This window comes from Enterococcus sp. ARL09-542 (assembly GCF_005234805.1).
GTDB lineage: Bacteria > Bacillota > Bacilli > Lactobacillales > Enterococcaceae > Enterococcus_D > Enterococcus_D gallinarum.
Window position 1 is genome coordinate 69,096 of record NZ_QPQX01000002.1, and the last position, 25,130, is coordinate 94,225.

Consider the following 25,130-nt stretch of genomic DNA (forward strand, 5'->3'; position numbering starts at 1 on the left):
CATTAGTTAGCAAAGAAACAGCAAAAACTCGTCTCTTGGCATAGACCAGTCAAGAGACGAGCACGAGTACATGTGATCATAGAATTACGATAAGTGAACACCTTTATCGACAAAAATCACTTCTCCGATGATACCGCTAGACAATGGACTAATCAGAAAGGCACATGTGTTGCCGACTTCTTCGATGGTCACACCAACATGATCAGGAGTGCGATCTTCAGATAATTGGATCAGCTTTTGATAATCTTTTACACCTGTCACAGCCAGTGTTTTGATTGCGCCTGCAGAGATGGCGTTGACCCGGATTTTTTGCGGGGATAATTCTGCAGCTAAATAGCGAACGCTTGATTCGAGAGCAGCCTTAGCAATCCCCATCATGTTATAGTTGGGTACAGCACGTTCTGAACCTAAATAGGTTAAGGTAACGATTCCGGCATTTTCTGCCAAGAGGGGTTTGGCATATTTAGTAACAGCGATCAATGAATAGCTGCTGATATCTTGTGCTAGTGCATAGCCATCTCTTGATATATTTAAAATATCACCTGAAAGATCATCCTTGTTGGCGTAAGCGACAGCATGGACGACGCCATGGATTTCGCCTGCATAGTCTTTGATGGTTTCAAAAGCTTTCGCGATACTCTCATCATTTGCAACATCACATTCAACCGTATACTCATTTTCCTCTAGTAGCCGTTCAAGAGGTTTTTTCATGCGTTCGTTTTGATACGTATAGATGACTTCAGCACCTTGTTCTTTTAGCGCTTGCGCACAGCCCCAAGCGATACTGCGTTTGTTGGCTACGCCCATCACGACAACTTTTTTTCCAGTTAAGAAACTCATAATTCCACTCCTTAATAGTTTGCATAATAATCAATAATGACGATCGATAGTGGGTCCCACTATCATGATTTCTAATTATTATTCATAATTGTTTGATTGTCAAACTATTTTTTTCTTAATAAATATTTAGTTGCGAAAAAATAAGAACTATGATACTTTGATAATCAAACTATAATATTTTTTTAAGCAAGGAAGGGAACCCCATGAAAAAACTATTGACAGAAACAGAAGTCATGGACTTGATTCCAAATCGCTATCCGATCATTTATATCGATTACGTTGATGAGATTGAGTCAGGGAAGAAGATCATTGCCACGAAAAATGTGACGATCAATGAAGATTTTTTCCAAGGACATTTTCCAGGAAATCCAGTGATGCCAGGAGCGTTGATTTTAGAAACATTGGCACAAGCAGGTTCGATCTTGATTTTGAAATCGGATGAATTTCAGGGAAGAACTGCTTATATTGGCGGGATCAACAAAGCAAAATTCCGTCAAAAAGTTGTTCCCGGCGATACCTTGAAACTTGTTTTTGAGATTACAAAAATCAAAGGTTCTGTAGGGACAGCCAATGCTGTGGCAACTGTGGAAGGAAAAAAAGCAGCGGAGTGTGAATTTACCTTTATTGTTGGAGAACAAAAATAAAATAAAGACCAGTGCCTTTAAGGGAAATTTTCAAAGGCATTGGTCTTTTTTGCTTACTTAGCTTCTTGTAAAATCTTGATGGATTTGATTTTGACAGGATCTTTTGGCGTAGAGTCTTCTCCGTTGCTATTCGCCTCACCGGTCGTTTCGGCTTTGGCAATTTTGTCTACGACCTCCATTCCTTCAATGACCTGACCAAAGACTGTGTACTTACCATCTAGTGTCGGAGCACCACCATCTTTGTAGGCGTCAATGATTTTTTGAGGATAAAATTGGATTGCTCGTCCATCAGAGACATCATCATGGTTTTGAACAATAAAGAATTGACTTCCTTGGCTGTTGGGAGCGCTGGATTTTGCCATCGATAACGCGCCGCGGATATGGTAAAGCTGTTTGGATATTTCCTCGCCAAACCCTTTGCCCCAAATGCTTTCTCCACCAGTTCCGTCACCGTTAGGGTCGCCGCCTTGGATCATAAAATCTTCGACGATTCGATGGAAAGTCAAGCCATCGTAGTAGCCATTTTTGGCATGAGTCATAAAGTTTTCGACAGCTTTTGGTGCAATTTCTGGGAATAATTTGATTTTGATCGTGCCTTCTGTGGTCTCAAGTGCAACAAGATCTTCATTTTCTTTTACTTCAGTAGACAACTGCGGCAGTTCCAGAGAATTTAAGTCTACTGATTCTGATGTGGTTGTTTTATCCGAAGAACTAGAAGTAGTTGTTGTATCATTGCAGGCAGTTAATAGAAAGAGGCTAGTTGCTGCCGCCAACGTTAGTATCATTTTTTTCATTTGAGTAAGATCCTTTCATTACTAGACTGTCTTTATCATATCAAAATTTAGCTGGAGTGAAAAGCAGGTATCTATTAAAACCAATAGGAAAGGTGTAGACCACTTATCGGTTGTTTGCTATAATGAAAGAGGATTCATGAACAAAAAACGGATAGAATTTTTAGGAGGTTTGACGGATGGGAAAATTAGGTATTTCAGTTTATCCAGAACGATCAACGTTTGAGAAAGACAAGGCTTATCTTGATTTAGCACACAAATACGGCTTTAAGCGTGTGTTTACAAGTTTGCTGCAAATCGAAGATGATAAAGAAAAAGTATTGGCAGATTTCAAGCAGGTAGTGGATTATGCCAATCAATTAGGAATGGAAGTCATGGTGGACATCAATCCTGGTCTCTTTGATCAATTAGAGATCTCGTATGATGATCTTTCATTCTTTGATGAAATGGGTGCTTATGGTGTCCGTTTGGATATCGGTTTTACCGGTGCCGAAGAAGCGCGTATGACGCGTAATCCTTATGGCATCAAAATTGAGATCAATATGAGCAGTGGGACAAACTACGTAGACAATATCATGAGTTATTCGCCAAATACGAATAATTTATTAGGCTCTCACAATTTTTACCCTCATCGATATTCAGGTTTGGGTTATGACCATTTTGTGTATTGCTCAGAAAAGTTCCGTCGTTACAACTTGAACACAATGGCTTTTGTGAATTCTCACGAGGCAACATTTGGTCCTTGGCCAACACAAGATGGGCTTTGTTCGTTGGAAGATCATCGTGATCTGCCAATCGCTACTCAAGTCAAACATTTGGTTTTGACAGGATTAATCGATGATATTTCAGTGGGAAATGCCTATGCATCAGAAAAAGAGTTAGCTGCAATGGCAGAAGCCTTCAATGCGGACTATCCTACCTTAAAAGTAGATGTTGCTGAAGGAATCACGGAAGATGAACGCATCTGTTTGTTTGATAATCTTCATGGTTATCGCGGGGATCGCTCAGAATATATTTTGCGGTCGACGATGACTCGAATTTACTACAAAGATAAGCCATTCCCAGCACATGATACCCATGATATGACTCGCGGTGATATTTTGATCGATAACGTCGGTTATGGGCAATACAAAGGTGAAACTCAGATCGCATTGAAAGAAATGAAGAATGATGGCCGTGTCAATGTCGTAGGAAAAATTGCTGCAGATGAACTGTTTCTACTGGATTTCTTGAAACCATGGTCAAGCTTTAAACTAAAAGACAGCAAAGACGAATAAGACGCTTTGTTTTTCTAAAGAACTGCTCTTTTTGAGCGGTTCTTTTTGTTTAATAGCTTTCGTCCGTGCAGTGTGGGGAAAAAAGGCGCGTTTCTACATGTGGATGAGATTGATGGTAAGAAGGTGAGGACTGTTGAAAGGAGCCGCCTGCTAGCAAAAATTTCTTTACTCTTTACTTCTCTGCTCTTTACATAGCAGCACTTGGTAGCGCTTGTTGAAGTGTTAGTTTGACTGTTTTTCGTTTTGGTCCTATTGACAAATCAAAAGTAAAAGGGGTATTTTGTACTAGAATGTTTTTTAGGAGGGAGCAACCAGAACGGTGTTTTTTATTATTAAAACGTTATTGTTATTTATCGTTACCATTCGTCTGGCTGGTTTTTTGTCGATTTTCTTACTGATTGCTATTTTCCAGCAAAAGCGGAAACGACAACACATGACCAGTGAAGAATGGGAGACATATTTTACCAAATTAGGAACTGATGGCTTTCTTTGGCGCTTATATGGCTGTTTTTTTGCCGTTTTAGGGGTCTTTGCGGTCATCAATACATTTTATTTTTGGCATCAGATGTGGGTGTATGGGATCACGTTGATGTTGGCGGGCGGATTTCATCTTTATTTCAAATATCGCCTGAATAAGGAGCAGATTCAAGCGCGTTTCTTGAAATAAACAACCAATAATTATATTATGTAAACTAGTTGTCGAGGAGGAACAAAATGAAACTACGCTGGAAGATCGCCATTTTAGTAGGGGTGCTTTTGATAGTAGGCTTGGGCTATGCCGGAAATTATTTTTATAATTACGCAGTTGTCCCATCAGAAAAAGATTTTTTAAAAGGTGATACCTCTGGAACGGACAAAAGCAATGCGAATCCTGAAGCGGAGGAGTGGTTTACCGCTCCGGAAAATCGTCAAATGTGGCAACTTGAATCCTCAGATGGATTGATGTTGTCCGGAATTTACTTGCCTGCCCAAAAATCACAGCACAAAACAGTGATTGTCGCCCATGGTTATATGGGAAACGCAGAGACGATGGGAGTTTATGCGAAGATGTTCCATGATCTAGGATATAACGTATTGGTTCCTGATGCCCGCGGTCATGGAGAAAGCCAAGGCGATTATATTGGCTTTGGTTGGCCAGAACGGAAAGATTATGTCCAATGGATCGATCAAATCTTAAAAGAAAGCGGCAAGGAAGAATCCATTGTTTTATACGGTGTAAGTATGGGAGCTGCTACCGTGATGATGACCAGTGGCGAAAAGTTGCCTGCCAACGTAACAGCGATCATTGAGGACTGCGGTTATGCTTCTGTAAATGAGGAATTGAGCTATCAGTTGGATCAATTATTTGGTTTGCCAGCATTTCCTTTGATTAATGTCACTAGTCTGGTTACCAAGCTAAGAGCTGGTTACTTCTTTGGCGAAGCAGATGCCGTGAAACAGCTGCACAAGAACACTCGTCCAATGTTCTTCATCCATGGTGATTCGGATACTTTCGTTCCTTATTCAATATTGGCAGAGGTTTATGCTGCTACAGATGCGCCAAAAGAAAAATGGGTAGTCAAAGGGGCGGAACATGCCCAAAGCTACACGAAAGATCCAAAACGTTACCAGGAAAAAATTGCGGCATTCCTTGAAAAGTATGATCACTTGCCAGAATAGCAAAAAAAGAGCGAAGATCCGTAGATCTTCGCTCTTTTTGTAATGAGTAGCTTATAAATTAGCAAATTTTTCTAACAAACGAATCATTTGGCAAGTAAAACCATATTCATTGTCATACCATGCAACAGTTTTGACCAATTGGAAGTCTCCTGCAGTAGTTACTTCTGTTTGTGTCGGGTCAAAGATTGATCCTTGCGTCGTACCGATAACATCGCCAGAGACGATTTCACGGTCATCGTAGCCAAAAGAAGGATTGTCGATCGTGTGTTTCTTGATGGCTTCATTGACTTCTTCTGCGGTTACTTTTTGTTTCAGAATCGATACCAATTCTGTTAAAGATCCATCGACAACAGGTACCCGTTGTGCGTGTCCTTGAAGTTTGCCATTTAGTTCTGGAATGACCAAACCAATCGCTTTCGCTGCTCCTGTTGAATGAGGGATCGTATTATCAGCGGCTGAACGCGCAGCTCGCAGGTTGCCTCCCCGTACCGGGCCATCCAAAAGCATTTGAGTAGAAGTGTAGGCATGGACAGTCGTCATAGTTCCTACTTCGATCCCAAATTCTTCATTTAGGAAATAAGCCATTGGAGCTAAACAATTGGTTGTACAAGAACCAGCTGAAATGATTTTGTCCTCTGCAGTAAGTGTATCACTATTGACATTGTAAACGATCGTTTTCATTTTTCCTGCTGGTGCAGAGATAACGACACGTTTTACACCGGCATCTAAGTGTGCTTGTGCTTTTTCTTCAGATGTATAAAAGCCTGTACATTCTAAAACGATATCCACGCCATTTTCTTTCACCCAAGGAATTTTGCTGGCATCAGGTTCTGCGTAGACTTTTGTTTCTTCTCCATCAACGACGATCGCATCATCTGTGGCAGTGACTGTGCCTGGATAGGTACCATGAGTTGAATCAAACTGGAGTAACTGGGCTAGCATGACGGGGCTCGTCAAATCATTGATCGCCACGACTTCGATATCATCTGATACTTCTTTGATTCGACGGAAGGCCAAGCGACCGATACGTCCGAATCCATTTATTCCCACTTTTACTGTCATAATCTATTGTTCCTCCTCTTTTTTGATCTTACAATTAAAATTCTGCTACGAAACCAGGATTCTGTCAAAGAAAAACCCTTAAATTTTTATCTAGTTCTTTGGGAAAAGAGGCAGAAAAGATAGACAAATGGCCTTGCGGTCGTTACAATTAAATAGACTTTCTTAAAGGTGAACTTTGGCCTGCAAATGGCATGAATTGTATTCAAATTGGTTTATTAGAAGGTAAGAAGAGAGAATGGAGGGCACATAACATGTCCATGTTTTTAGATCAGGTAACAATCGATGTCAAAGCTGGTAAAGGCGGAGACGGGATGGTTGCATTTAGAAGAGAAAAATACGTTCCCGATGGCGGACCAGCCGGTGGGGATGGCGGCCGCGGTGGTGATGTGATTTTAGTTGTCGACGAAGGCTTGCGTACGTTAATGGATTTCCGTTTCAATCGTCATTTTAAAGCACAACCAGGTGAAAACGGAATGAGTAAAGGGATGCATGGCCGCGGAGCAGAAGATACGTATATCAAAGTTCCCCAAGGAACCACTGTCCGCGATGCAGACACAGGTGCTTTGCTAGGAGATCTGTTGGAGCAAGGACAGACGTTGACGATTGCCAAAGGCGGCCGTGGCGGTCGCGGCAATATCCGTTTTGCTTCGCCAAAGAATCCAGCGCCAGAACTAGCTGAAAATGGCGAACCTGGCCAAGAAAGAAAAATTGAATTGGAATTGAAAGTACTAGCTGATGTCGGCTTGGTTGGTTTCCCATCCGTAGGAAAATCTACATTACTTTCTGTCATTTCTTCTGCAAGACCGAAGATTGGTGCCTATCACTTTACAACGCTAGTCCCTAATCTAGGGATGGTAACGACTTCAGATGGTCGTAGTTTTGCTGTGGCCGATCTTCCTGGATTGATTGAAGGGGCATCGCAAGGTGTTGGATTAGGTACACAGTTTTTACGACACATTGAACGGACACGAGTGATTTTGCACGTGATCGATATGAGTGGGATGGAAGGGCGCGATCCGTATGAAGACTATCAAGCAATCAATCAAGAATTAGCAACCCATAACTTACGCTTGCTTGAACGTCCGCAAATTATCGTAGCGAATAAAATGGATATGCCAGAATCAGAAGAAAATCTGGTGAAATTCAAAGAGCAATTAGCAAAAGAACAAACCGATGAATTCGCAGATCCTTTGCCGATTTTCCCAATTTCAGGTGTCACTCGTAAGGGAATTGATGCTTTACTGAGTGCAACTGCAGACTTATTAGAAGTCACACCAGAATTCTTATTGTATGATGAGGAAATCGAAGAAGAAGTTGTTCAATATGGGTTCCATTCGGATGAACCAGAATTTACCATTGATCGTGATCCAGATGCTACTTGGATCTTGAGTGGTGAAAAGATTGAGAAACTCTTCCAAATGACTAACTTTGATCATGATGAAACAGTCATGCGTTTTGCCCGTCAATTACGCGGGTTAGGAGTAGACGAAGCGTTACGTGCGCGAGGAGCCAAAGATGGCGATATCGTGCGCATCGGTAATTTTGAGTTTGAATTTGTTGAATAAGATTAGTTGAGTAAGCTTAGTTGCTGCTTTAGATAGAGTTAAAGCGTTAGCGCCTAATCCTATCAATAGGAACAACTCTTGATACAACTAGGGAATCTTTATAAAAAAGCGGAGTTATGAGATGACTTCGTTTTTTTATTTGTTTTCTTTTTCAAATAGACAAGATACTGGTAAAATAAAGAAAAGAAAGGGAGCGAAAATTATGACAAAACGTGTGATTGTAATGAATTTCAACGCAAACTCGGAAGCATTCCAAGCATTTTCTGAAGTAAAACGCATGCATATGGAACGAAAAATCAAAGGAGAACAAATGGCTGTGATCACTCATACAGAATCCGGTGCGCACCAGTTCAAGATCGAAGATTTTCTAGACTTTACCGGTAATAACAAAGCATCGACTGGTGGAATGATTGGGATGCTAGTAGGAATTCTGGGAGGACCATTAGGAATCATGTTAGGCTGGTTCGGCGGTAGTATGATTGGTGCGACACGAGACGCCAAAGAAATCCAAAATGCACAATTGCTGTTTGAACATGTCAGCACCCAAATTGGGGTAGGCGACACTGGCTTATTGTTGATTGCAGATGAGGAAGACAATCGTCCACTAAATCAGTTGATCATGAATCAATTAGGTGGGGAAATTACTCGCTTTGACTATGATGAAGTAGAAGCAGAAATTGAAACGGCTAAAAAAGTCGAAGAAAAAACGAAAGCACAAGCGCAAGAAGATTGGAAAAAGTCTCATTCCCAATCTGAAGAAGAACAGGAATAAACTATAAATTGCATCTGACCTTCGTTTCCGCTAAAATTGGGGGAAGATGAAAGGAAAGAAGTATATGGAATTAGAATTTTTAGGTACCGGTGCAGGCGTACCAGCGAAACATCGGAATGTAACAAGCACAGCACTGCGGTTACTTGATGAACGCAATGCTGTTTGGTTGTTTGACTGTGGTGAAGGCACACAAATGCAGATTTTGCATTCTACGATTCGCCCACGGAAAATCGAAAAGATATTCATTACTCACTTACATGGAGATCATATTTATGGATTGCCTGGATTGATCAGCAGTCGCTCCTTTCAAGGGGGCGCTTCACCGTTAGAGATTTATGGGCCCATAGGTATTGAAGAATTTGTGCGGACCGTGTTAAAAATTTCTCAAACAAAATTGAGCTACCCGTTAGTTTTTCATGAGATCACAAAAGAAGGCATTCTCTTCAAGGACAAACAGTTTACCGTTTCTTGCCGTCGGTTGGATCACGGAATTGAAAGCTTTGGGTATCGAGTTGAAGAAGCGAGTCACCAAGGAGAGCTTCAGGTAGAAGCTTTGACTGCATTAGGAATCAAACCGGGTCCAGTTTTTGGTCGACTGAAAAAAGGCGAAATCGTCACGTTGGAAGATGGACGACAAATCAACGGAAGTGACTATGTAGGTGAAGCGAAAAAGGGACGTACCGTCACGATTTTAGGAGATACTCGCCTTTGTGCCAATTCGATCTTACTGGCTGAAAATGCAGATGTACTGGTTCACGAAAGTACCTTCAATAAAGATGAAGCTAAAATGGCTCGCGCCTATTTTCATTCTACAACGGTGCAGGCGGCTGAAGTAGCCAAACAAGCGCAGGTAAAACGATTGCTTTTGACGCACATTAGTGCACGCTATGTTGGGAAAGATATTACAATTCTGGCAAATGAAGCAAAAGCTGTGTTTCCTAATACGGTGATCGTGAAAGACTTCGATGTCATCGATGTCCCATTTGCAGAAAAAGGAGATCAAGATGTTGTTAGAAAATAAAGTAATTGTCGTAACTGGCGGATCTGCTGGCTTAGGGGAACAAATCTGTTATGAAGCAGCGCGTCGCGGTGCGATCGTGGTGATTTGTGCCCGTAGAAGTCAGTTGATCAACAAAGTCAAAGAACATTGTATGACATTAAGTGGCAAACCAGCTTATGCCTTTCAATTGGATATTGCAGACCCTGAAAGTGTCGAAAATGTCATTGCTTCGATTCGTGAAAAGGTCGGAAAAGTGGACATTCTTGTCAACAATGCTGGTTTTGGTATTTTTCAAGAATTTACAGAAATGAAACCAGAAACGATCCGCAATATGTTTGAAGTGAACGTATTAGGGATGATGGTCTTAACACAGCAAATTGCTTTAGAAATGGTCGATCAGCGCTCTGGTCATATCATCAATGTGGCATCGATGGCTGGGAAAATTGCTACACCAAAAACTGCAGTGTATTCGGCAACCAAATTTGCTGTATTAGGTTTTTCAAATGCGTTGCGTTTGGAGTTGAAACCTTTCGGCATTCATGTGACAACTGTCAATCCGGGGCCTATCGAAACAGCCTTCTTTGACCAAGCAGATCCTAGTGGCAATTATTTAGCTTCTTTAGGGACATTTGTTCTTGAACCAACAAAACTGGCAAAGACCATCGTTAAAGCGATGATTCATCCAAAACGAGAGATCAATCGCCCACAAGTGATGGGAGTAGCTGCAAAATTCTACACACTATTCCCAGCTATTGGGGACTACTTGGCTGGAAGTCTATTCAATAAAAAATAGGAGTTGTTTTTGATGAAAAATCAATGGCGAGTAATCGTAGGTATTTTGTTGGTTTTAGTGATCGTCCTTTTTGCGGTCGCCAATAATATGACTGTTCCAATCAATTTTGGCTTTACTAGCATCAAAGCGCCTCTGATCTTGATTATCATTGGGGCGGCTTTGTTGGGGGCACTGATTATCTTACTAGTGTCAACTAGTACGATGTTCCAACAAAAGAAAGAATTAAAAAGATTACGGAAAGAATTGGCTGACTTTCAACAAAATAATGAAGAAAAATTTCAAGAACAGCGTGAGGTATTAGAACGGGAATATGCAAACAAGCAAGCAGACCTCGCCTTGAGGGAACAACAAATTGCTGAAGCAGAAGCAAAAACTGCGGCAGTTGTGCCTGGTGAACCACCAATTATAGAAAATCGTCAAGATACGTTTCCAGAGTAATGGTAAGCTTGCACTCTTGTTTTTCAAAAGAGGGTTTTGGGACTCCAACCAGAACGGTAAATCTCTGAAGTGAGGCGCAAGATTGGCTCACCACTCTTTTGCAACAAATGAGCGAAATAAAAACGACATCCTTCGGTGGTCTTTCGATAAACGACCGAAGGATGTCGTTTTTATTGTACTAGAAATAGGATAGAAGCTGGTAGTGCTTTTTTGGTCAACGCTTTTCTTTTCTCCAAAATATTTGCTATAATTACCAAGTTAGGAGTGATTGTGTGAAACGCGCGAACTTTCATTGGCTGAGACCACAAAAAAGTGAATTATCAGCTAATTTCGAGGAAATGATCCAAGCAAGAGGTTTGTCACCATTAATAGGTCAATTATTATGGCAGCGGAATATTCGAACAGCAGCAGACTTGCAAAGTTTTTTAGAACCGGATTTGCAGGGACTTCATGATCCATTTTTGTTTTATGATATGGAAAAAGCCGTCGATAGAATTCAGACAGCGATCATGAATGAAGAGCGTATTCTGATTTATGGAGACTACGATGCTGATGGTATTACGAGCACGACTGTCTTAAAAGAAGCGCTGGAATTATTGGGTGCGGATGTTGAATTTTATCTGCCCAATCGCTTTACCGATGGCTACGGGCCCAATCTTTCCGTTTATCAAGATAAAATCGCAGCTGGTGTGCAATTGATTATAACTGTTGATAATGGTGTATCTGGTCATGAGGCATTGGCTTATGCCAAAGAAGCACAGGTAGATGTTATCGTTACAGATCACCATGAGTTGCCACCAGAATTACCCGATGCGTATGCCATCATTCATCCTCGCCATCCATTAGGAAATTACCCTTTTTCAGATTTGGCGGGTGTCGGAGTCGCATTCAAAGTCGCTACTGCGTTATTAGAAGAAGTGCCAGTCGAATTATTAGATCTCGTGGCAATTGGTACGATCGCCGACATGGTGTCGCTCACTGGTGAGAATCGCATTCTGGTCACTAACGGATTAAAAATGATCCAGCAAACCGAACGTGCGGGGCTCTCGGCACTGATCGAAGTGAGTGGTCTGAAGAAACGGGCAATCAATGAAACGGATATTGGTTTTGCCATCGGACCTCGTTTGAATGCGATTGGACGCTTGGAAGATGCCAATCCTGCGGTAACACTTATGTCGACATTTGATCCAGAAGAAGCCCAATTGTTAGCCAATCAATTAGATACGATCAATCTTCAAAGAAAGCAATATGTGGAAACGATTTTGAAAGAAGCTCAGAATATGCTTTCCGATTCAAATCAAGTCCATTTAATTGTGGGAGATGATTGGCATGAAGGTGTCTTAGGGATCGTTGCTGGACGATTGATGCAACAGACTGGCAGACCGGTCCTTGTTTTAACCAAAAAAAGCAACGGTATTGCTAAAGGTTCTGGGCGCAGTGTTGCAGCATTAAATCTATTTGACATGCTCTCTGGAATGCGTGAAATGTTTACCAGCTTTGGTGGACACCATGCGGCAGTAGGGCTCAGTGTGCCCATTGATCACCTTTCGATGCTCCAAGAACGTATGAATCAATACGTGGTCGATAATCGGATCGACCTTTCTAGCGGGATTCCGTTACCGATTGATGAAGAATTGTCTTTAGCAGAAATTACGACAAATTTTATCGAGTCGCTGAAAATTTTAGCTCCCTTTGGTACAGACAACCCAATCCCAAAGTTTTTGATTACGAATATTTCTGCTGATAATGGCCGACAAATTGGTACAGAGAATCAGCATTTAAAAGTCAGTCTTACAGATGGAGAAAATGGTCAATTAGATGTGATCGGTTTTGGTTTTGGATCACAGCTAGTAGAATTTGAGAGTGAAGGATTGGCCGTTGTGGGGCAATTATCTGTCAATGAATGGAACGGCAAGAAGAAACCACAGCTGATGTTGGAAGATTTTGAAGTCAACGGCATACAGCTGTTCGACTTGCGTTCAAAGAAAAATCGGCAAGGGTTGATCCTTGATGCCCAAACATTAGGTATTGCTTTTTCGGATAAATTGCCTTCAGAGATAGAACGATTTTGTCCGAACGTTCATGTTTATCAAACGTTAGACGATTTGACAGCTTTTTTTGGTTCAGGAAATTATACGCAACTCGCTTTTCTAGACTGTCCTAGCGAGAAAGAGCTTTTGAGAAAAATCATTCAAGAAATACCTGTCAATCGTATCTATTTGATTTTAGTATCCACAGAGGATGCTTATCTGGATGGTGTCGGGACTAGGGAACAATACGGCCGTTTGTTTCAACTGATCAATCAGCAGAATGGGATTGATATTCGCTATAAACTGCCAATGGTAGCTAACTACTTGCAGATTCCAGAAAAATTATTAATTTTTATGATTCAAGTGTTTTTTGATTTGAAATTTGTTACAATAAAAGATGGCGTTTTGAAAAAAGTCCCTGATCCAGAGAATAAGCCGCTTACTGAGAGTGTGTTGTATCAACAGCGACTTGCAAAAATCAAAACAGAAGAAGATTTACTAATGAGTGATTTATCAACGATTCGCAAATGGTTGATATCTTAGGAGGAAAAAACATGAATTTAAAAGACTATATTGCCAGCATTCCGGATTATCCGCAAGAAGGAATTGTCTTTCGCGACATCTCTCCATTGATGGCTGATGGAGAAGCTTATCGTTATGCAACACAGCAAATCGTCGAGTACGCTCAGGAAAAAGGGATCGACATGGTGGTTGGACCTGAAGCTCGTGGGTTTATTGTTGGTTGTCCCGTGGCGTATCAACTGGGTGTTGGTTTTGCGCCAGTACGTAAAAAAGGCAAGCTACCTCGAAAAACGATTGAAGCAACATACCAGAAAGAATATGGCGTGGATATTTTGACGTTACACGAAGATGCGATTAAACCTGGCCAACGGGTATTGATTTGTGATGATTTACTTGCAACCGGCGGCACGATTAAAGCAACGATCGAACTTGTGGAAAAATTAGGCGGCATCGTAGTTGGCTGTGCTTTTCTGATCGAGTTGATGGACTTGCAAGGCAGAGACAAAATCACTGGATACGAAATTAAAACATTGATGGAATATTAATCGAAAAAAGCCAGATCAATTTTGATCTGGCTTTTTTTTGTTTGTTTGGCAGCAACACTGAAATAATCGACCTACTGTTCGTAATGATAAAAATCATGGTCGTGGTAATAAGTTTGGTTTCTCTTTCGTTCTGCTTGGCGGAATTTCTTTTCATCCCATAGCATGAACCACAGCATCATCAAAGGGCAAAAAATCAGAACTGCACTGAGTACGCCAAAATAACCAATAATGATCCCTGTTAACAACACCCACAAAATAAAACCAAATCGACGAACTGCTTTCATTATTTTCACTCCTTATAAAAATGCGAACTTATGTTTGTAAAACTATTATACGAATGTTTGTTCGGTTTGTAAAGAGGAAATAAAAAAAATCTTCGAAGGTTCGAAGATTTAAGGAATCGATTAAAGTAAGTGACGGTAGAGACCAACGACTAAGCCTAAAATCGTTACATCTGGCAAGATGATAGGTTCTAGGTAATCATTTTCCGGTTGCAAACGAATGTGATCCTGTTCTTTGAAAAATCTCTTACAGGTGGCTTCATCTTCATCCGTCATTGCAATGACAATGTCCCCGTTTTGAGCACTTTGCTGTTTGCGAACGATGACTTGATCACCGTCTAAGATTCCAGCGTTGATCATACTTTCACCGCGAATCGTCAACATGAACAAACTGCCGGTGCTATTTGCTAAATCAGGCGGTATCGGGAAAAAATCGGAGGCGTCTTCTACAGCTAAGATCGGTTCACCAGCCGTAACGACTCCTAGCATTGGGATCGAGTTTGGCTGCACATCGATTTTTTCTAATCCGGAGGAAGTCAATTCAATCGCTCTTGGTTTTGTTGGGTCGCGTAAAATCAAGCCTTTTTTTTCAAGCCTGGATAAATGTCCGTGGACGGTAGAAGTAGAGGATAGCTGAACGGCTTCGCCAATTTCGCGAACAGTCGGCGGATAGCCTTTTTCAGTGACTCGTGTATGAATAAACTTAAGAATCTCGATTTGTCGATTTTCTGTTCGTTTTGCCAAAACTGACACCTTCTTTCATTTGATAGTCTTAGTGTACCATAGGAGAAACGACAATTCAAACAAATGTTCGCTTTTTGTTGCTATTGTTTTTTTGTCAGGTTTTGTATAAGATAAAGTAGTGAAAAGGAGGTGTCGAAATGTTATCCAAAGAAAAATTAGCCCGCATTAATGAGCTAGCCAAAAAGAAAAAAGTGCAAGGTCTATCTGCTGATGAAACGATCGAACAGCAAAAGCTTCGCGAAGAATATTTACAAGCTTTTCGTGGAGGAATGCGACACCACATTGAAGGAATGAAAATCGTCGATCCTGAAGGACAAGATGTCACTCCAGACAAATTAAAAGAAATTCAAAAGAAAAAAGGATTGCATGGCAGATAAAGATGAATTCCTTTTCATTCCTATTGAAATCCTGAAAGAAATCCCGTATAATATGAGATGTAATAAAGGTAAAAAAAACCTAAATTAGGAGGAATTACCATTGTTTGATAAAATCGATCAATTAGGTGTCAACACCCTTCGTACATTGAGTATCGAAGCCGTACAAAAAGCAAATTCAGGTCATCCCGGTCTGCCAATGGGGGCAGCGCCAATGGCGTATGCCTTGTGGACCAAGCATTTGAAAGTTAATCCGACCACTTCTAGAAACTGGATCGACCGCGACCGGTTCGTCTTGTCTGCTGGACATGGTTCTGCTTTGCTTTACAGCTTACTGCATGTTTCAGGGTATCAAGTAACCACGGAAGACTTGAAAAATTTCCGTCAGTGGGGCAGCCGCACACCAGGACACCCAGAAGTTGGGCATACGGATGGTGTGGAAGCAACGACTGGTCCATTAGGACAAGGAATCGCAATGGCCGTCGGGATGGCGATGGCGGAAAAACATCTAGCGGCGACATACAACCGGGATGAATACAATGTGATCGACCACTATACGTATGCATTATGTGGCGACGGCGACTTGATGGAAGGTGTGTCTCAAGAGGCAGCTTCAATGGCTGGTCATATGAAGCTGGACAAATTGATCGTTTTATATGATTCCAATGATATCTCATTAGATGGACCTACTTCAAAAGCATTCACAGAAAACGTTGGTGCCCGTTTTGAAGCTTACGGTTGGCAACATTTGTTGGTCAAAGACGGCAATGACTTAGAGGCAATCTCACAAGCCATTGAAGCAGCTAAAGCTGAAACAGAGAAACCGACATTGATCGAAATCAAAACAGTCATCGGTTACGGTGCCCCAAATCAAGGAACCTCTGCTGTCCATGGTGCTCCATTAGGTGCGGAAGGTATTTCAGCCGCTAAAGCAATCTATGGCTGGGAGTATCCTGAATTCACCGTGCCAGAAGAAGTAGCGGCTCGTTTCAAAGAAACGATGATCGATGAAGGCCAAAAAGCCGAAGCGGAGTGGAACGAGAAATTCGCTGCTTACAAAGCGGCTTATCCAGAATTAGCTGCGCAGTTCGAACAAGCAGTGGCTGGCGAACTACCAGCAGATTGGGATGCAGAACTGCCAACTTATGAAGTAGGCAGCTCACAAGCGAGTCGTGTTTCCAGTAAAGAAATGATCCAAGCTCTTTCAAAAGCTATCCCAAGCCTATGGGGAGGATCGGCCGATCTATCCGGATCCAATAATACGATGGTCGCAGCGGAAAAAGATTTTGAACCTGGTCAATATGAAGGCCGCAACATTTGGTTCGGTGTGCGGGAGTTTGCGATGGCCGCAGCCATGAACGGGATCCAACTTCATGGCGGTACACGCGTGTATGGCGGGACATTCTTCGTCTTTGTTGATTACTTGCGTCCAGCAGTTCGCTTGTCGGCTCTCCAACATGCGCCAGTTATCTATGTTCTGACCCATGATTCTGTGGCTGTTGGTGAAGACGGACCGACCCACGAACCAATTGAACAATTGGCGAGTGTACGCTGCATGCCAAACGTGCAAGTGATCCGACCAGCAGATGGCAACGAAACTCGGGCAGCTTGGAAGATCGCCTTGCAAACGACGAATAAACCAACGGTCTTAGTGTTGAGCCGTCAAAACCTGCCAGTGTTAGCAGGGACGCTAAGTGGTGTCGAAGAAAACGTGGCTAAAGGTGGCTATGTCCTTTCAAAACAAACCGGTGAGACACCAGAAGGCATCTTGATCGCTACTGGTTCAGAAGTGAATCTAGCGGTAGAAGCGCAAGCCAAACTCGCAGAAGCTGGAGTGGATGTGTCTGTCGTATCACTGCCAAGCTTTGATTTGTTTGAAGCACAGTCAGAAGAGTACAAGGAGAGTGTCTTGCCGAAAGCCGTGAAAAAACGGGTTGCCATCGAAGCAGCTTCCCCATTTGGTTGGGATCGTTACCTAGGCTGCAAAGGCAAAGTCATCGCCATTGATCATTTTGGCGCTTCTGCTCCAGGAAACAAAGTATTGGAAGAGTTCGGCTTTACAGTCGAAAATGTGGTTGCCACTTTCCAATCGATCAAATAAGCGTAAGAAACAAGCGAAATCGCAGCTGATTTCGCTTGTTTTTTTAAAGTCTTTTCGTTTTTAGGTAGAACAAGATGTTTTTGCGAAAAGACTTTTAAAAAACTATTGAGTTGCTTAAGTTGCACAGAAAAAATTTTTTCCGTATAATGTCTATATTGTTGAATAGTATTGGGACGATGGAGGAAAAGAATGAAAAATTATCAAACCCGCAGTGAAAGACATATCCACCAACAAAAAGCAGTGATGCCACGACCAAGTAAACGAGCAGTGGTTTCTTTTATTGGGGCTGGATTAGCATTGTCACCAGCGGTGGTCACGCTACTTCCCGAACAGGTCCAAGCAAGTGAATATCAGACCACTAGTCAAGGAATCGCTAGTTTTATCGAACAGATTGGTTGGTCAGCACAAGACGTTGCGGCCAATAATGATCTTTATGCATCGGTGATGATCGCGCAAGCCATTTTGGAAAGTGGCTATGGCTCATCTACATTATCCAATGCGCCTTACTACAATCTTTTTGGGGTCAAAGGATCATATAACGGGCAATCTGTCTATTTGCCTACAGATGAGTATATCAATGGACAATGGGTCGTAATGAATGAACCATTCCGCCAATATAATTCCTACTGGGAGTCTTTTCAAGATCACGCCAACGTTTTAAGAAGTACAAGCTTCACTTCAGGTAAAGCACATTATAGTGGGGTCTGGAAAAGTCAAACGACTTCTTTTTACGATGCGACCAGCTATCTGACAGGACGCTATGCCACTGATCCAGGTTACGCACAAAAATTAAACTGGCTGATTGAAACGTATCAACTAACTCGTTTTGATACACCAAGTACTGGTGCCACAACGACTTCTGTAACGACAACGACAACGCAATCCACATCGACGACAACAACGACACAAAGTACGGGACAAAGTTATGTCGTAGCATCTGGCGACAGTCTTTGGGATATTGCTTCACGTTTTGGAACAACGGTGGATCAAATCATGGCTGCCAATGGATTAAGCAGTGACTTGATCGTCGTAGGACAGGAATTGATCGTTTGATTTTCGCTATTTATTAGCTAAACGCCAAATGAAATTTCACAAAAACTTTTGTTTTTGTTCTCTTTTAGTAACTAAAAGAAGCAAAGCAAAAGTTTTTTTCTTTGTGAAAAAAACATAAATATTTGGAAAACGCTAACTTTTTGTTCGCAAGTCTGCCGTTTTTTGGGTAGAATAGGAATATGAACTGGAGGGATTGCAAATGACAAAGATTTATCAATCTGTTACCGAGCTAGTTGGGCATACGCCCATCGTCAAATTAAACAAGGTGGTTGGAGAGGATTCCGCTGATGTCTACGTTAAACTTGAGTTTTATAATCCAGGGAGCAGCGTGAAGGACCGGATCGCTTTGGCTATGATCGAAAAAGCCGAAAAAGACGGCTCTTTGAAAGCAGGCAATACGATCGTGGAACCAACTTCCGGTAATACTGGGATCGGCTTGGCGATGATCGGTGCAGCGAAAGGGTACCGAGTGGTGATCGTGATGCCTGAGACCATGAGTATCGAACGGCGCAAGCTGATGCAAGCCTATGGTGCTGAATTGATTTTGACACCAGGCTCAGAAGGAATCACAGGTTCAATCAATAAAGCCAAGGAATTGGCTGAACAAGAGGGCTATTTTATGCCGCTGCAATTTGAAAATCCGGCAAATCCCGAGATTCACGAGAAAACAACTGGGAAAGAAATAGAGAATGCCTTTGAATCAAAAGGATTAGATGCCTTTGTCGCTGGTATCGGTACAGGCGGCACGATCACTGGTGCGGGTCGAGAATTAAAACGAGTGTATCCAGACTTAAAAATCTATGGCGTTGAACCGGCAGAATCGGCTATCTTAGAAGGCGGACAACCTGGTCCTCACAAAATCCAAGGAATTGGAACCGGCTTTGTACCTAAAGTTCTTGATACAGAGATCTTTGATCAAGCAATTGCCGTATCAAGTGAAGATGCGATGGCAACAGCGAGAGAAGTCGGCCGTAAAGAGGGCTTGCTCGTAGGTATTTCTTCTGGAGCAGCGATCCATGCAGCACTCAAAGTTGCCAAAGAACTGGGAAAAGGCAAAAAAGTCTTAGCGATCGTCCCGGACAATGGAGAACGCTATCTATCGACTGCTTTATATCAAGTGGAAGAATAACAAGGAAAGCGGGCATTGGCAGAATGCCTGCTTTTTCTCCCCTTTTCTTAAGGACTGTGGAATTTTTCGTGTTTGTTTTGTGGTTGATTAAGAATTTTTAGAGAAAGCTGTTTGAATTTTTATCATCTACATAGTATGATATTACAGATAAGAGAATTGGAGGAACTCCTGTGAACACGATATATGATGAGGCAATCAAACAATTAAAACAAGAAAATATCCGTATCACTCCACAAAGGGTTGCGATACTTGAGTTTTTGGCTAGCCACGCATCACATCCTACCGCAGAAGAAATTTACCGAGCGATCGAAGTCCACTTTCCCGGTATTAGTGTAGCGACAGTCTACAATAATCTGCGACTGTTTACGGAGATCGGTTTTGTGAAAGAAATGAACTACGGCGATGCATCCAGTCGCTTTGACTTTAAGACAGAGCCGCATTATCATGCAATTTGTCAACGTTGCGGCAAGATTTCTGATTTTTACTATCCTGGATTGGAAGATGTCGAAATGGCCGCTTCCCAACTGACCGGATATAAAATCCAAAGCCATCGCTTAGAAGTATATGGATTGTGTCCAGAGTGTAAAGGAGAAGAGGAATGAAAATTATTTCAACGGATAAAGCACCGCAAGCAATTGGTCCTTATGTACAAGCACGGATTGCTAATGGTTTCTTGTTTGCTTCCGGACAAGTGCCGTTAGATCCTGTTACAGGAGAAGTTGTGGGAGCAACTATCGAAGTTCAGACACAGCAAGTTCTCAAAAATATCGAGGCAATTTTAACTGCCGCCGGTATTACACCAGATGAAATCGTCAAAACAACATGTTTCTTAAAAAACATGGATGATTTTGTTCCATTCAATAATACATACAGCACACTTTTTCATGAACATTTGCCTGCACGTTCAGCAGTTGAAGTGGCCCGTTTACCAAAGGATGTATTGGTGGAAGTAGAGATCATTGCTGTGGTGGCACAATAAAGGAGTCAATGGGACGGTCGTATATATGCGCAGTCCCATTTTTGTTGAGAATGGATTTTATTCTTGATGATGCCAAAATAAAATTGAAAATGGTTTTTATGTAACGATGGGAAAAGAGGACAATAAGATGATTTCTTTACAAGAATATTTAGCCCAGGGGCAAACAACTGTCTCCAATCTGCTTTTGGAAAACTATCATAGCCTTGGTTTAACCAATGATGAATTTGTATTATGGCTTCAGTTGTATCGTTACCACGAACAAGGCAATGATTTTCCAGATTTAGCGATGATTGCTAAAGGGATGGGAAGTGAGCAAAAAGAAATCTATAAATGGTTGAATGAGCTATTGAATAAACAGATCATCGCCATCGAATCCAAGAAAGATTCAGCAGGGAAGATGGTGGATTACTATGAGTTTTCTGGAATCTATGAACGACTGGAAGTTTGTTTGCGGCAAAAAAATCAGCAGGAGGAAAAGCAGAGCTATGATTCAAAAGTACGTTCGCTTTATCAAATGTTTGAGTCCGAATTTGGCCGTCCGCTTTCAGCAATCGAATACCAGCGAATATCACAATGGCTGGAAGAAGATAAATACCAGCCGGATTTGATTCAATTTGCGTTACGTGAGGCGGTTTTGAATCAAGCCTACAGTTTGAATTATATTGATCGCATTTTACTTTCTTGGGAACGGAAAAATATTACCTCGAAAGAACAAGTAGAAGAAGAACAAAAACGCCGTAAAAAACAGTTTATGCAGAAAGAAAATTTGGAACAAACGAATGGACCGGTTCCTAAGATTCCTATGCATAATTGGTTAGAAGGGGAATAAAGGAGAGTTGCCATGATCAGTAAAGCAAAAACTATGATCGCATTGGAACAAATGTACCAAATGTTCCCCGACGCTCACGGAGAACTGATTTCCAAAAATCCGTTTGAACTGTTGATTGCTGTGATTTTAAGTGCTCAGGCTACGGATGTGTCGGTCAATAAAGTGACCCCCACACTATTTGCTGCCTATCCGACACCTGAGGCCTTGGCAGCAGCTCCTGTTGAGGAAATCATTGAGAAAATACGGACGATCGGTCTTTATCGCAACAAAGCAAAAAATATCAAGGCTTGTGCGTCCCAGCTTATCGAACGATTCAATGGCCAAGTACCTAGAACCCGCGAGGAATTAGTGTCATTACCGGGGGTCGGAAGAAAAACAGCCAACGTTGTTTTGGGCGATGCGTTTGGTATTCCGGCAATCGCTGTGGATACCCACGTCGAACGAGTAACCAAGCGCTTACGGATTTGCCGATTAGATGCAAATGTCTTAGAAGTAGAACAAACATTGATGAAAAAAGTGCCAGAAGATCTTTGGGTCAAAACACATCACACACTGATTTTCTTTGGACGATACCATTGCACAGCTAGAGCGCCAAAATGTGAAGTTTGCCCATTATTGACAATGTGCCAAGAAGGACAACTGCGGATGCGCGCAAAAAAAGTTCAGCCACCTCAATGAGAGGCGGCTGAACTTTTTTTTATTCAGGATTTGTTTCATTTGTCCCTGGAGTAGTCGACGAAGATGATGGCGTCGAACTTGACTCCGAAGAAGACGATGGTGTGCTTTCACTTTCTGACGGTGGCGGTGTAGATTGTGAGCTTTCAGAAGAAGATTCAACTGGTGGAATCGATTCTTCCGTTGAACTGCTAGATTCAACGATTTCAGAACTGCTTTCTGGTGTTGATTCAGGAAGCGAAGAAGAGCTGATCGTTGATCTTGTGCTAGAACTTGGTTGCTGGTAAGTCCCTTTGATGTAAAGCTCATTGCCGATCCGGGTCAAATCTGCGGGCATTTTCCAGTCGCGGTTCTCAACAGAGGCTGAGACAAATTGCATCAATTCCCGATAAACATCTGAGGCAACATGAGTACTGCTGTCTGTGATCGGCGTCATTTTATCATTATACCCTGTCCAAACAGCTAAAGAAAAGGATGGGGTATAACCTGCAAACGTGATATCCGGGTAAGCACCGTTTGACGTATCCAATTGAGCCAATTGATTGTCATCATAGTTGGAAGTCCCGGTTTTCCCAGCTTGGTAAAGTCCATCGATTTGGGCATTGGTTCCTGTTCCGACAGAAATCACGTCTTTCAGAATATCGGTGACCATATAGGCTGTCGTATCATCCATCGCTTTTTGACCTTCCACTTTGAAGGAGTCTTCATCAACTGTTCCATCTTGCGAAACGATCTTATTGACATATTGCGGCTCGTAATAGGTTCCGCCATTTGAAAAGGCAGCATAAGCAGCAGCCATTTTCAAGCTAGAGATCCCATACTTGGTGCCATCGATTTCTGATGTGTTGCTGGAAATTGCATTGGACTGTTCAATGTTTTTGTATTCAATACCTAGGCCTTTCAAGAAGGAAGAAATATTGTCAGCACCTACTTCTTCAAAAAGCTTTGCTGCTGGAACATTTCTCGATTGAGCCAGTGCTGTCCGCAAAGTGATATTTCCCATATATTGTCGATCCCAGTTGTAGATTGGTGTGTTCGTCCCCACGTAATTATAGGGTTCGTCCAAAATCATGCGGCCTGTTGAATTTTGTAAAAATTGGAAGGCTGGACCATAGTCTGTCAGTGGTTTAACGGTTGAGCCAAAGTCACGAGTGACGTTGACTGCTAAATTATTACCTAAGACAACATCGTCTTCCACATGACGAGCACCGATTTGCGCGACAACTTTACCACTATTAACATCTACCAGAGTAGCGGCTACTTGCATTTTATCATCTGGGAAATTGATGTATTCGTCACTATTAACGATGTCATACAATCGTTTTTGGGTATTGACATCAAGATTCGTATAGATGTCCAATCCATCCGTATAGACATCTTTGCCGGTTTTTGCTTTTACTTCATCAATCACTTCTTTAAAGTAATTGTCATAATATTTCCATTCGTTATTTCGTTGCGGATTTTTTTGCAATCCTTCTGAAATATCTTCGGCTTTGGCTGCTTCATATTCGTCTTTAGTGATTTTTTCATTCTCATACATGGTTAACAGAACAAGATCTCGTCGCTGTTTAGCTTTGTCTGGGTGAGCATATGGATCATAAGCAGAAGGGGCGTTTGGTAATCCAGCGATTAATGCTGTTTGAGCCAAATCTAGTTGATCCAATGTCTTGTTATAGAACTTCATGGCAGCTGTCTGCATCCCATAGACACCGTTAGACATGTACACTTTATTGATATAGTAGGTCAAGATTTCTTGTTTGGATTTTGTTTGTTCCAGTCTGACGGCCATCCAAGCTTCTTGCGCTTTTCTTCGCAACGTCTGATCTTCTGCACTAGTAGAGAAGAAGGATAGTTTGATCAATTGCTGTGTTAGGGTACTCCCACCTTGCATGCCACCAGTCGTCACGTTCGACAATGCCGATCCAATGATACGGATAGGGTCTACTCCAATATGTTGATAGAAACGACGATCCTCTACAGATACAATCGCATCTTCCAATTGCTGCGGAATTTCATTCGCAGTGATTTTTTCACGGGTCTCGCTACCAAAATCGAGGATCAGATCTCCGTTTGAGGCGTAGAACCTGGAGGAAGCAGCAGAATCGAGCTGTTTCTCATCTAATGGTGGTGCATCTTTAGCGTACCACCAAAAAAGTCCCATCCCTGATAAGAGACCGAGACATCCTAAAAAGAAGAGCCCCATAAAGGTACGAAGTAAAATACTGCCAATCGTTCGTTTTCCTTTCGGCTTTTTTTGTTTGGGGCCTTTATATGCAGCCGCCGCTTTCTTAGAATCATGTCGAGAAGCTCTCGATTGCGATTCTTTCGCCATACTAATCATTCTCCTTCATTGACAAAAATTGATCTACTGCTTTTAAATAAGGAATACGCGGAGCGATTCCTGGGATGATCTCAATGCCGTTTTTCTCTATATAGGCAAGAGGCAGCGATTTTTTACCTGTTGTTTTTTGTTGATGCCACTCTGTGATCAAGTTGCTGCTCGTCAAAAAAAAGCAGCGTTGCAAGCTTGAGAACCATAACAAGACAAAGCAGACTCCTTGCTGCGTCAGACAGTTTTCCATATGCTGAATCTGATGCTCATGAAAATTTTTGAAGGGGAAAGAGGTTTTGTTCTGTGTCTCTTTGGCTTCAAAATCCAAGTAATATCCGCGATAAACACCATTATAGTCCGTGGTAGAGGCTTCTCGGAAGTAAGCTTCTTTAATCACAGCTGCACTGCGGCGGGGATAATCCACCTTAACGATCTGAACAGGTGTAGGTTTTTTATGAATGACTGCTGCTTGACGATTCAAATAATAGGCATTGCTTTGATTAATTGCTTCTTCAAAACGCATTCCGCGGTTCGCGAAAGTTTTTGGCCGAGCTATTTTTTCTTGCAATTTTTGTTTTTTACCGCCATCATAAGCAGAAGACTGACCGTTAGGGTATCGAATGACCATGTTATTCACACTCCTAGGCATCATTATACCAAAAAGACGTTTGGAAAGAAAAGAGATGACTGCTTAA

At 41.9% G+C, this 25,130-nt stretch carries 26 protein-coding genes; 19 read left to right on the forward strand and 7 right to left on the reverse strand.

The features are described from left to right. Window positions 1–84: 84 nt before the first annotated feature. Window positions 85–840 carry an enoyl-ACP reductase FabI gene (gene fabI / locus DVW06_RS02765; RefSeq protein ID WP_003126668.1) on the reverse strand — a complete coding sequence of 252 codons (756 nt, stop codon included), beginning with the start codon at window positions 838–840 and terminating at the stop codon, window positions 85–87. A gap of 203 nt (window positions 841–1,043) precedes the next feature. On the opposite strand from fabI, the gene fabZ reads away from it, so the two are divergent. Continuing rightward, window positions 1,044–1,484, forward strand: coding sequence for a 3-hydroxyacyl-ACP dehydratase FabZ (gene fabZ, locus DVW06_RS02770; protein ID WP_003126667.1), 441 nt, complete (start codon window positions 1,044–1,046; stop codon window positions 1,482–1,484). 53 nt (window positions 1,485–1,537) lie between these two features. On the opposite strand, the gene DVW06_RS02775 is transcribed toward fabZ, so the two are convergent. Continuing rightward, window positions 1,538–2,278, reverse strand: a complete 741-nt coding sequence (locus DVW06_RS02775; RefSeq protein ID WP_003126666.1) for a peptidylprolyl isomerase — start codon at window positions 2,276–2,278, stop codon at window positions 1,538–1,540. A 176-nt stretch (window positions 2,279–2,454) separates the two neighbouring features. Here DVW06_RS02775 and DVW06_RS02780 point away from each other — a divergent pair, with 176 nt between their 5' ends. The 3 genes from DVW06_RS02780 to DVW06_RS02790 all read left to right on the forward strand — a co-directional run bounded on the left by DVW06_RS02780 (window position 2,455) and on the right by DVW06_RS02790 (window position 5,211). Further along, entirely contained in the window at window positions 2,455–3,552 is a 1,098-nt protein-coding gene (locus tag DVW06_RS02780; protein ID WP_029486837.1) for a DUF871 domain-containing protein, read from the forward strand. Between the two features lie 319 nt (window positions 3,553–3,871). Then, window positions 3,872–4,219: a hypothetical protein gene (locus DVW06_RS02785; RefSeq protein WP_003126664.1), complete on the forward strand. Its 348-nt coding sequence runs from the start codon at window positions 3,872–3,874 to the stop codon at window positions 4,217–4,219. A gap of 47 nt (window positions 4,220–4,266) precedes the next feature. After that, entirely contained in the window at window positions 4,267–5,211 is a 945-nt protein-coding gene (locus DVW06_RS02790; protein WP_137264391.1) for an alpha/beta hydrolase, read from the forward strand. Between the two features lie 51 nt (window positions 5,212–5,262). Here DVW06_RS02790 and gap read toward each other — a convergent pair whose 3' ends face one another. Beyond that, on the reverse strand, window positions 5,263–6,273 hold the full coding sequence (gene gap, locus DVW06_RS02795; RefSeq protein WP_003126662.1) for a type I glyceraldehyde-3-phosphate dehydrogenase: 1,011 nt from the start codon (window positions 6,271–6,273) through the stop codon (window positions 5,263–5,265). Between the two features lie 251 nt (window positions 6,274–6,524). On the opposite strand from gap, the gene obgE reads away from it, so the two are divergent. The 7 genes from obgE to DVW06_RS02830 all read left to right on the forward strand — a co-directional run bounded on the left by obgE (window position 6,525) and on the right by DVW06_RS02830 (window position 13,938). Continuing rightward, window positions 6,525–7,838 carry a GTPase ObgE gene (gene obgE / locus DVW06_RS02800; protein ID WP_003126661.1) on the forward strand — a complete coding sequence of 438 codons (1,314 nt, stop codon included), beginning with the start codon at window positions 6,525–6,527 and terminating at the stop codon, window positions 7,836–7,838. 202 nt (window positions 7,839–8,040) lie between these two features. Then, window positions 8,041–8,610: a DUF456 domain-containing protein gene (locus DVW06_RS02805; protein WP_137264392.1), complete on the forward strand. Its 570-nt coding sequence runs from the start codon at window positions 8,041–8,043 to the stop codon at window positions 8,608–8,610. Window positions 8,611–8,674: 64 nt separating this feature from the next. Continuing rightward, on the forward strand, window positions 8,675–9,631 hold the full coding sequence (rnz, locus tag DVW06_RS02810; RefSeq protein ID WP_005473219.1) for a ribonuclease Z: 957 nt from the start codon (window positions 8,675–8,677) through the stop codon (window positions 9,629–9,631). Further along, on the forward strand, window positions 9,615–10,403 hold the full coding sequence (locus DVW06_RS02815; protein ID WP_003126657.1) for an SDR family NAD(P)-dependent oxidoreductase: 789 nt from the start codon (window positions 9,615–9,617) through the stop codon (window positions 10,401–10,403). The genes rnz and DVW06_RS02815 overlap by 17 nt, the downstream gene beginning before the upstream one ends. 12 nt (window positions 10,404–10,415) lie before the next feature. Further along, complete coding sequence (locus DVW06_RS02820) at window positions 10,416–10,841, forward strand: LapA family protein (RefSeq protein WP_003126656.1); 426 nt, start codon at window positions 10,416–10,418, stop codon at window positions 10,839–10,841. Window positions 10,842–11,113: 272 nt separating this feature from the next. Further along, entirely contained in the window at window positions 11,114–13,414 is a 2,301-nt protein-coding gene (gene recJ / locus DVW06_RS02825) for a single-stranded-DNA-specific exonuclease RecJ (RefSeq protein WP_005473216.1), read from the forward strand. 11 nt (window positions 13,415–13,425) lie between these two features. Next, on the forward strand, window positions 13,426–13,938 hold the full coding sequence (locus DVW06_RS02830) for an adenine phosphoribosyltransferase (RefSeq protein WP_003126654.1): 513 nt from the start codon (window positions 13,426–13,428) through the stop codon (window positions 13,936–13,938). Between the two features lie 71 nt (window positions 13,939–14,009). Here DVW06_RS02830 and DVW06_RS02835 read toward each other — a convergent pair whose 3' ends face one another. Then, a complete protein-coding gene (locus DVW06_RS02835) occupies window positions 14,010–14,222 on the reverse strand; it encodes a hypothetical protein (RefSeq protein WP_003126653.1) in 213 nt (70 codons plus the stop codon). A gap of 120 nt (window positions 14,223–14,342) precedes the next feature. Further along, window positions 14,343–14,972 (reverse strand): transcriptional repressor LexA, encoded by a 630-nt coding sequence (gene lexA, locus DVW06_RS02840; protein WP_086269194.1) that lies wholly within the window; start codon window positions 14,970–14,972, stop codon window positions 14,343–14,345. Between the two features lie 128 nt (window positions 14,973–15,100). Here lexA and DVW06_RS02845 point away from each other — a divergent pair, with 128 nt between their 5' ends. The 8 genes from DVW06_RS02845 (at window position 15,101) to nth (ending at window position 22,106) form a co-directional block, all read left to right on the forward strand. Further along, window positions 15,101–15,340, forward strand: coding sequence for a DUF896 family protein (locus DVW06_RS02845; protein WP_003126651.1), 240 nt, complete (start codon window positions 15,101–15,103; stop codon window positions 15,338–15,340). 100 nt (window positions 15,341–15,440) lie between these two features. After that, window positions 15,441–17,438, forward strand: a complete 1,998-nt coding sequence (gene tkt / locus DVW06_RS02850; protein WP_003126650.1) for a transketolase — start codon at window positions 15,441–15,443, stop codon at window positions 17,436–17,438. 189 nt (window positions 17,439–17,627) lie between these two features. After that, the gene (locus DVW06_RS02855) at window positions 17,628–18,491 is read left to right on the forward strand and encodes a glucosaminidase domain-containing protein (protein WP_005473214.1); all 864 of its coding nucleotides are present in this window, start codon (window positions 17,628–17,630) and stop codon (window positions 18,489–18,491) included. 199 nt (window positions 18,492–18,690) lie between these two features. Continuing rightward, entirely contained in the window at window positions 18,691–19,620 is a 930-nt protein-coding gene (gene cysK / locus DVW06_RS02860; RefSeq protein WP_003126647.1) for a cysteine synthase A, read from the forward strand. 170 nt (window positions 19,621–19,790) lie between these two features. Next, on the forward strand, window positions 19,791–20,222 hold the full coding sequence (locus DVW06_RS02865) for a Fur family transcriptional regulator (RefSeq protein WP_003126646.1): 432 nt from the start codon (window positions 19,791–19,793) through the stop codon (window positions 20,220–20,222). Beyond that, window positions 20,219–20,599: a RidA family protein gene (locus DVW06_RS02870; protein WP_003126645.1), complete on the forward strand. Its 381-nt coding sequence runs from the start codon at window positions 20,219–20,221 to the stop codon at window positions 20,597–20,599. Before DVW06_RS02865 ends, DVW06_RS02870 begins: the two co-directional genes overlap by 4 nt. A gap of 127 nt (window positions 20,600–20,726) precedes the next feature. After that, window positions 20,727–21,428, forward strand: a complete 702-nt coding sequence (locus tag DVW06_RS02875) for a DnaD domain protein (protein ID WP_003126644.1) — start codon at window positions 20,727–20,729, stop codon at window positions 21,426–21,428. A 12-nt stretch (window positions 21,429–21,440) separates the two neighbouring features. Further along, window positions 21,441–22,106, forward strand: coding sequence for an endonuclease III (gene nth, locus DVW06_RS02880; RefSeq protein WP_003126643.1), 666 nt, complete (start codon window positions 21,441–21,443; stop codon window positions 22,104–22,106). A gap of 19 nt (window positions 22,107–22,125) precedes the next feature. On the opposite strand, the gene DVW06_RS02885 is transcribed toward nth, so the two are convergent. Then, window positions 22,126–24,435: a PBP1A family penicillin-binding protein gene (locus DVW06_RS02885; protein WP_029486830.1), complete on the reverse strand. Its 2,310-nt coding sequence runs from the start codon at window positions 24,433–24,435 to the stop codon at window positions 22,126–22,128. A 1-nt stretch (window position 24,436) separates the two neighbouring features. Further along, complete coding sequence (recU, locus tag DVW06_RS02890; RefSeq protein ID WP_005473207.1) at window positions 24,437–25,063, reverse strand: Holliday junction resolvase RecU; 627 nt, start codon at window positions 25,061–25,063, stop codon at window positions 24,437–24,439. Window positions 25,064–25,130 lie beyond the last annotated feature (67 nt).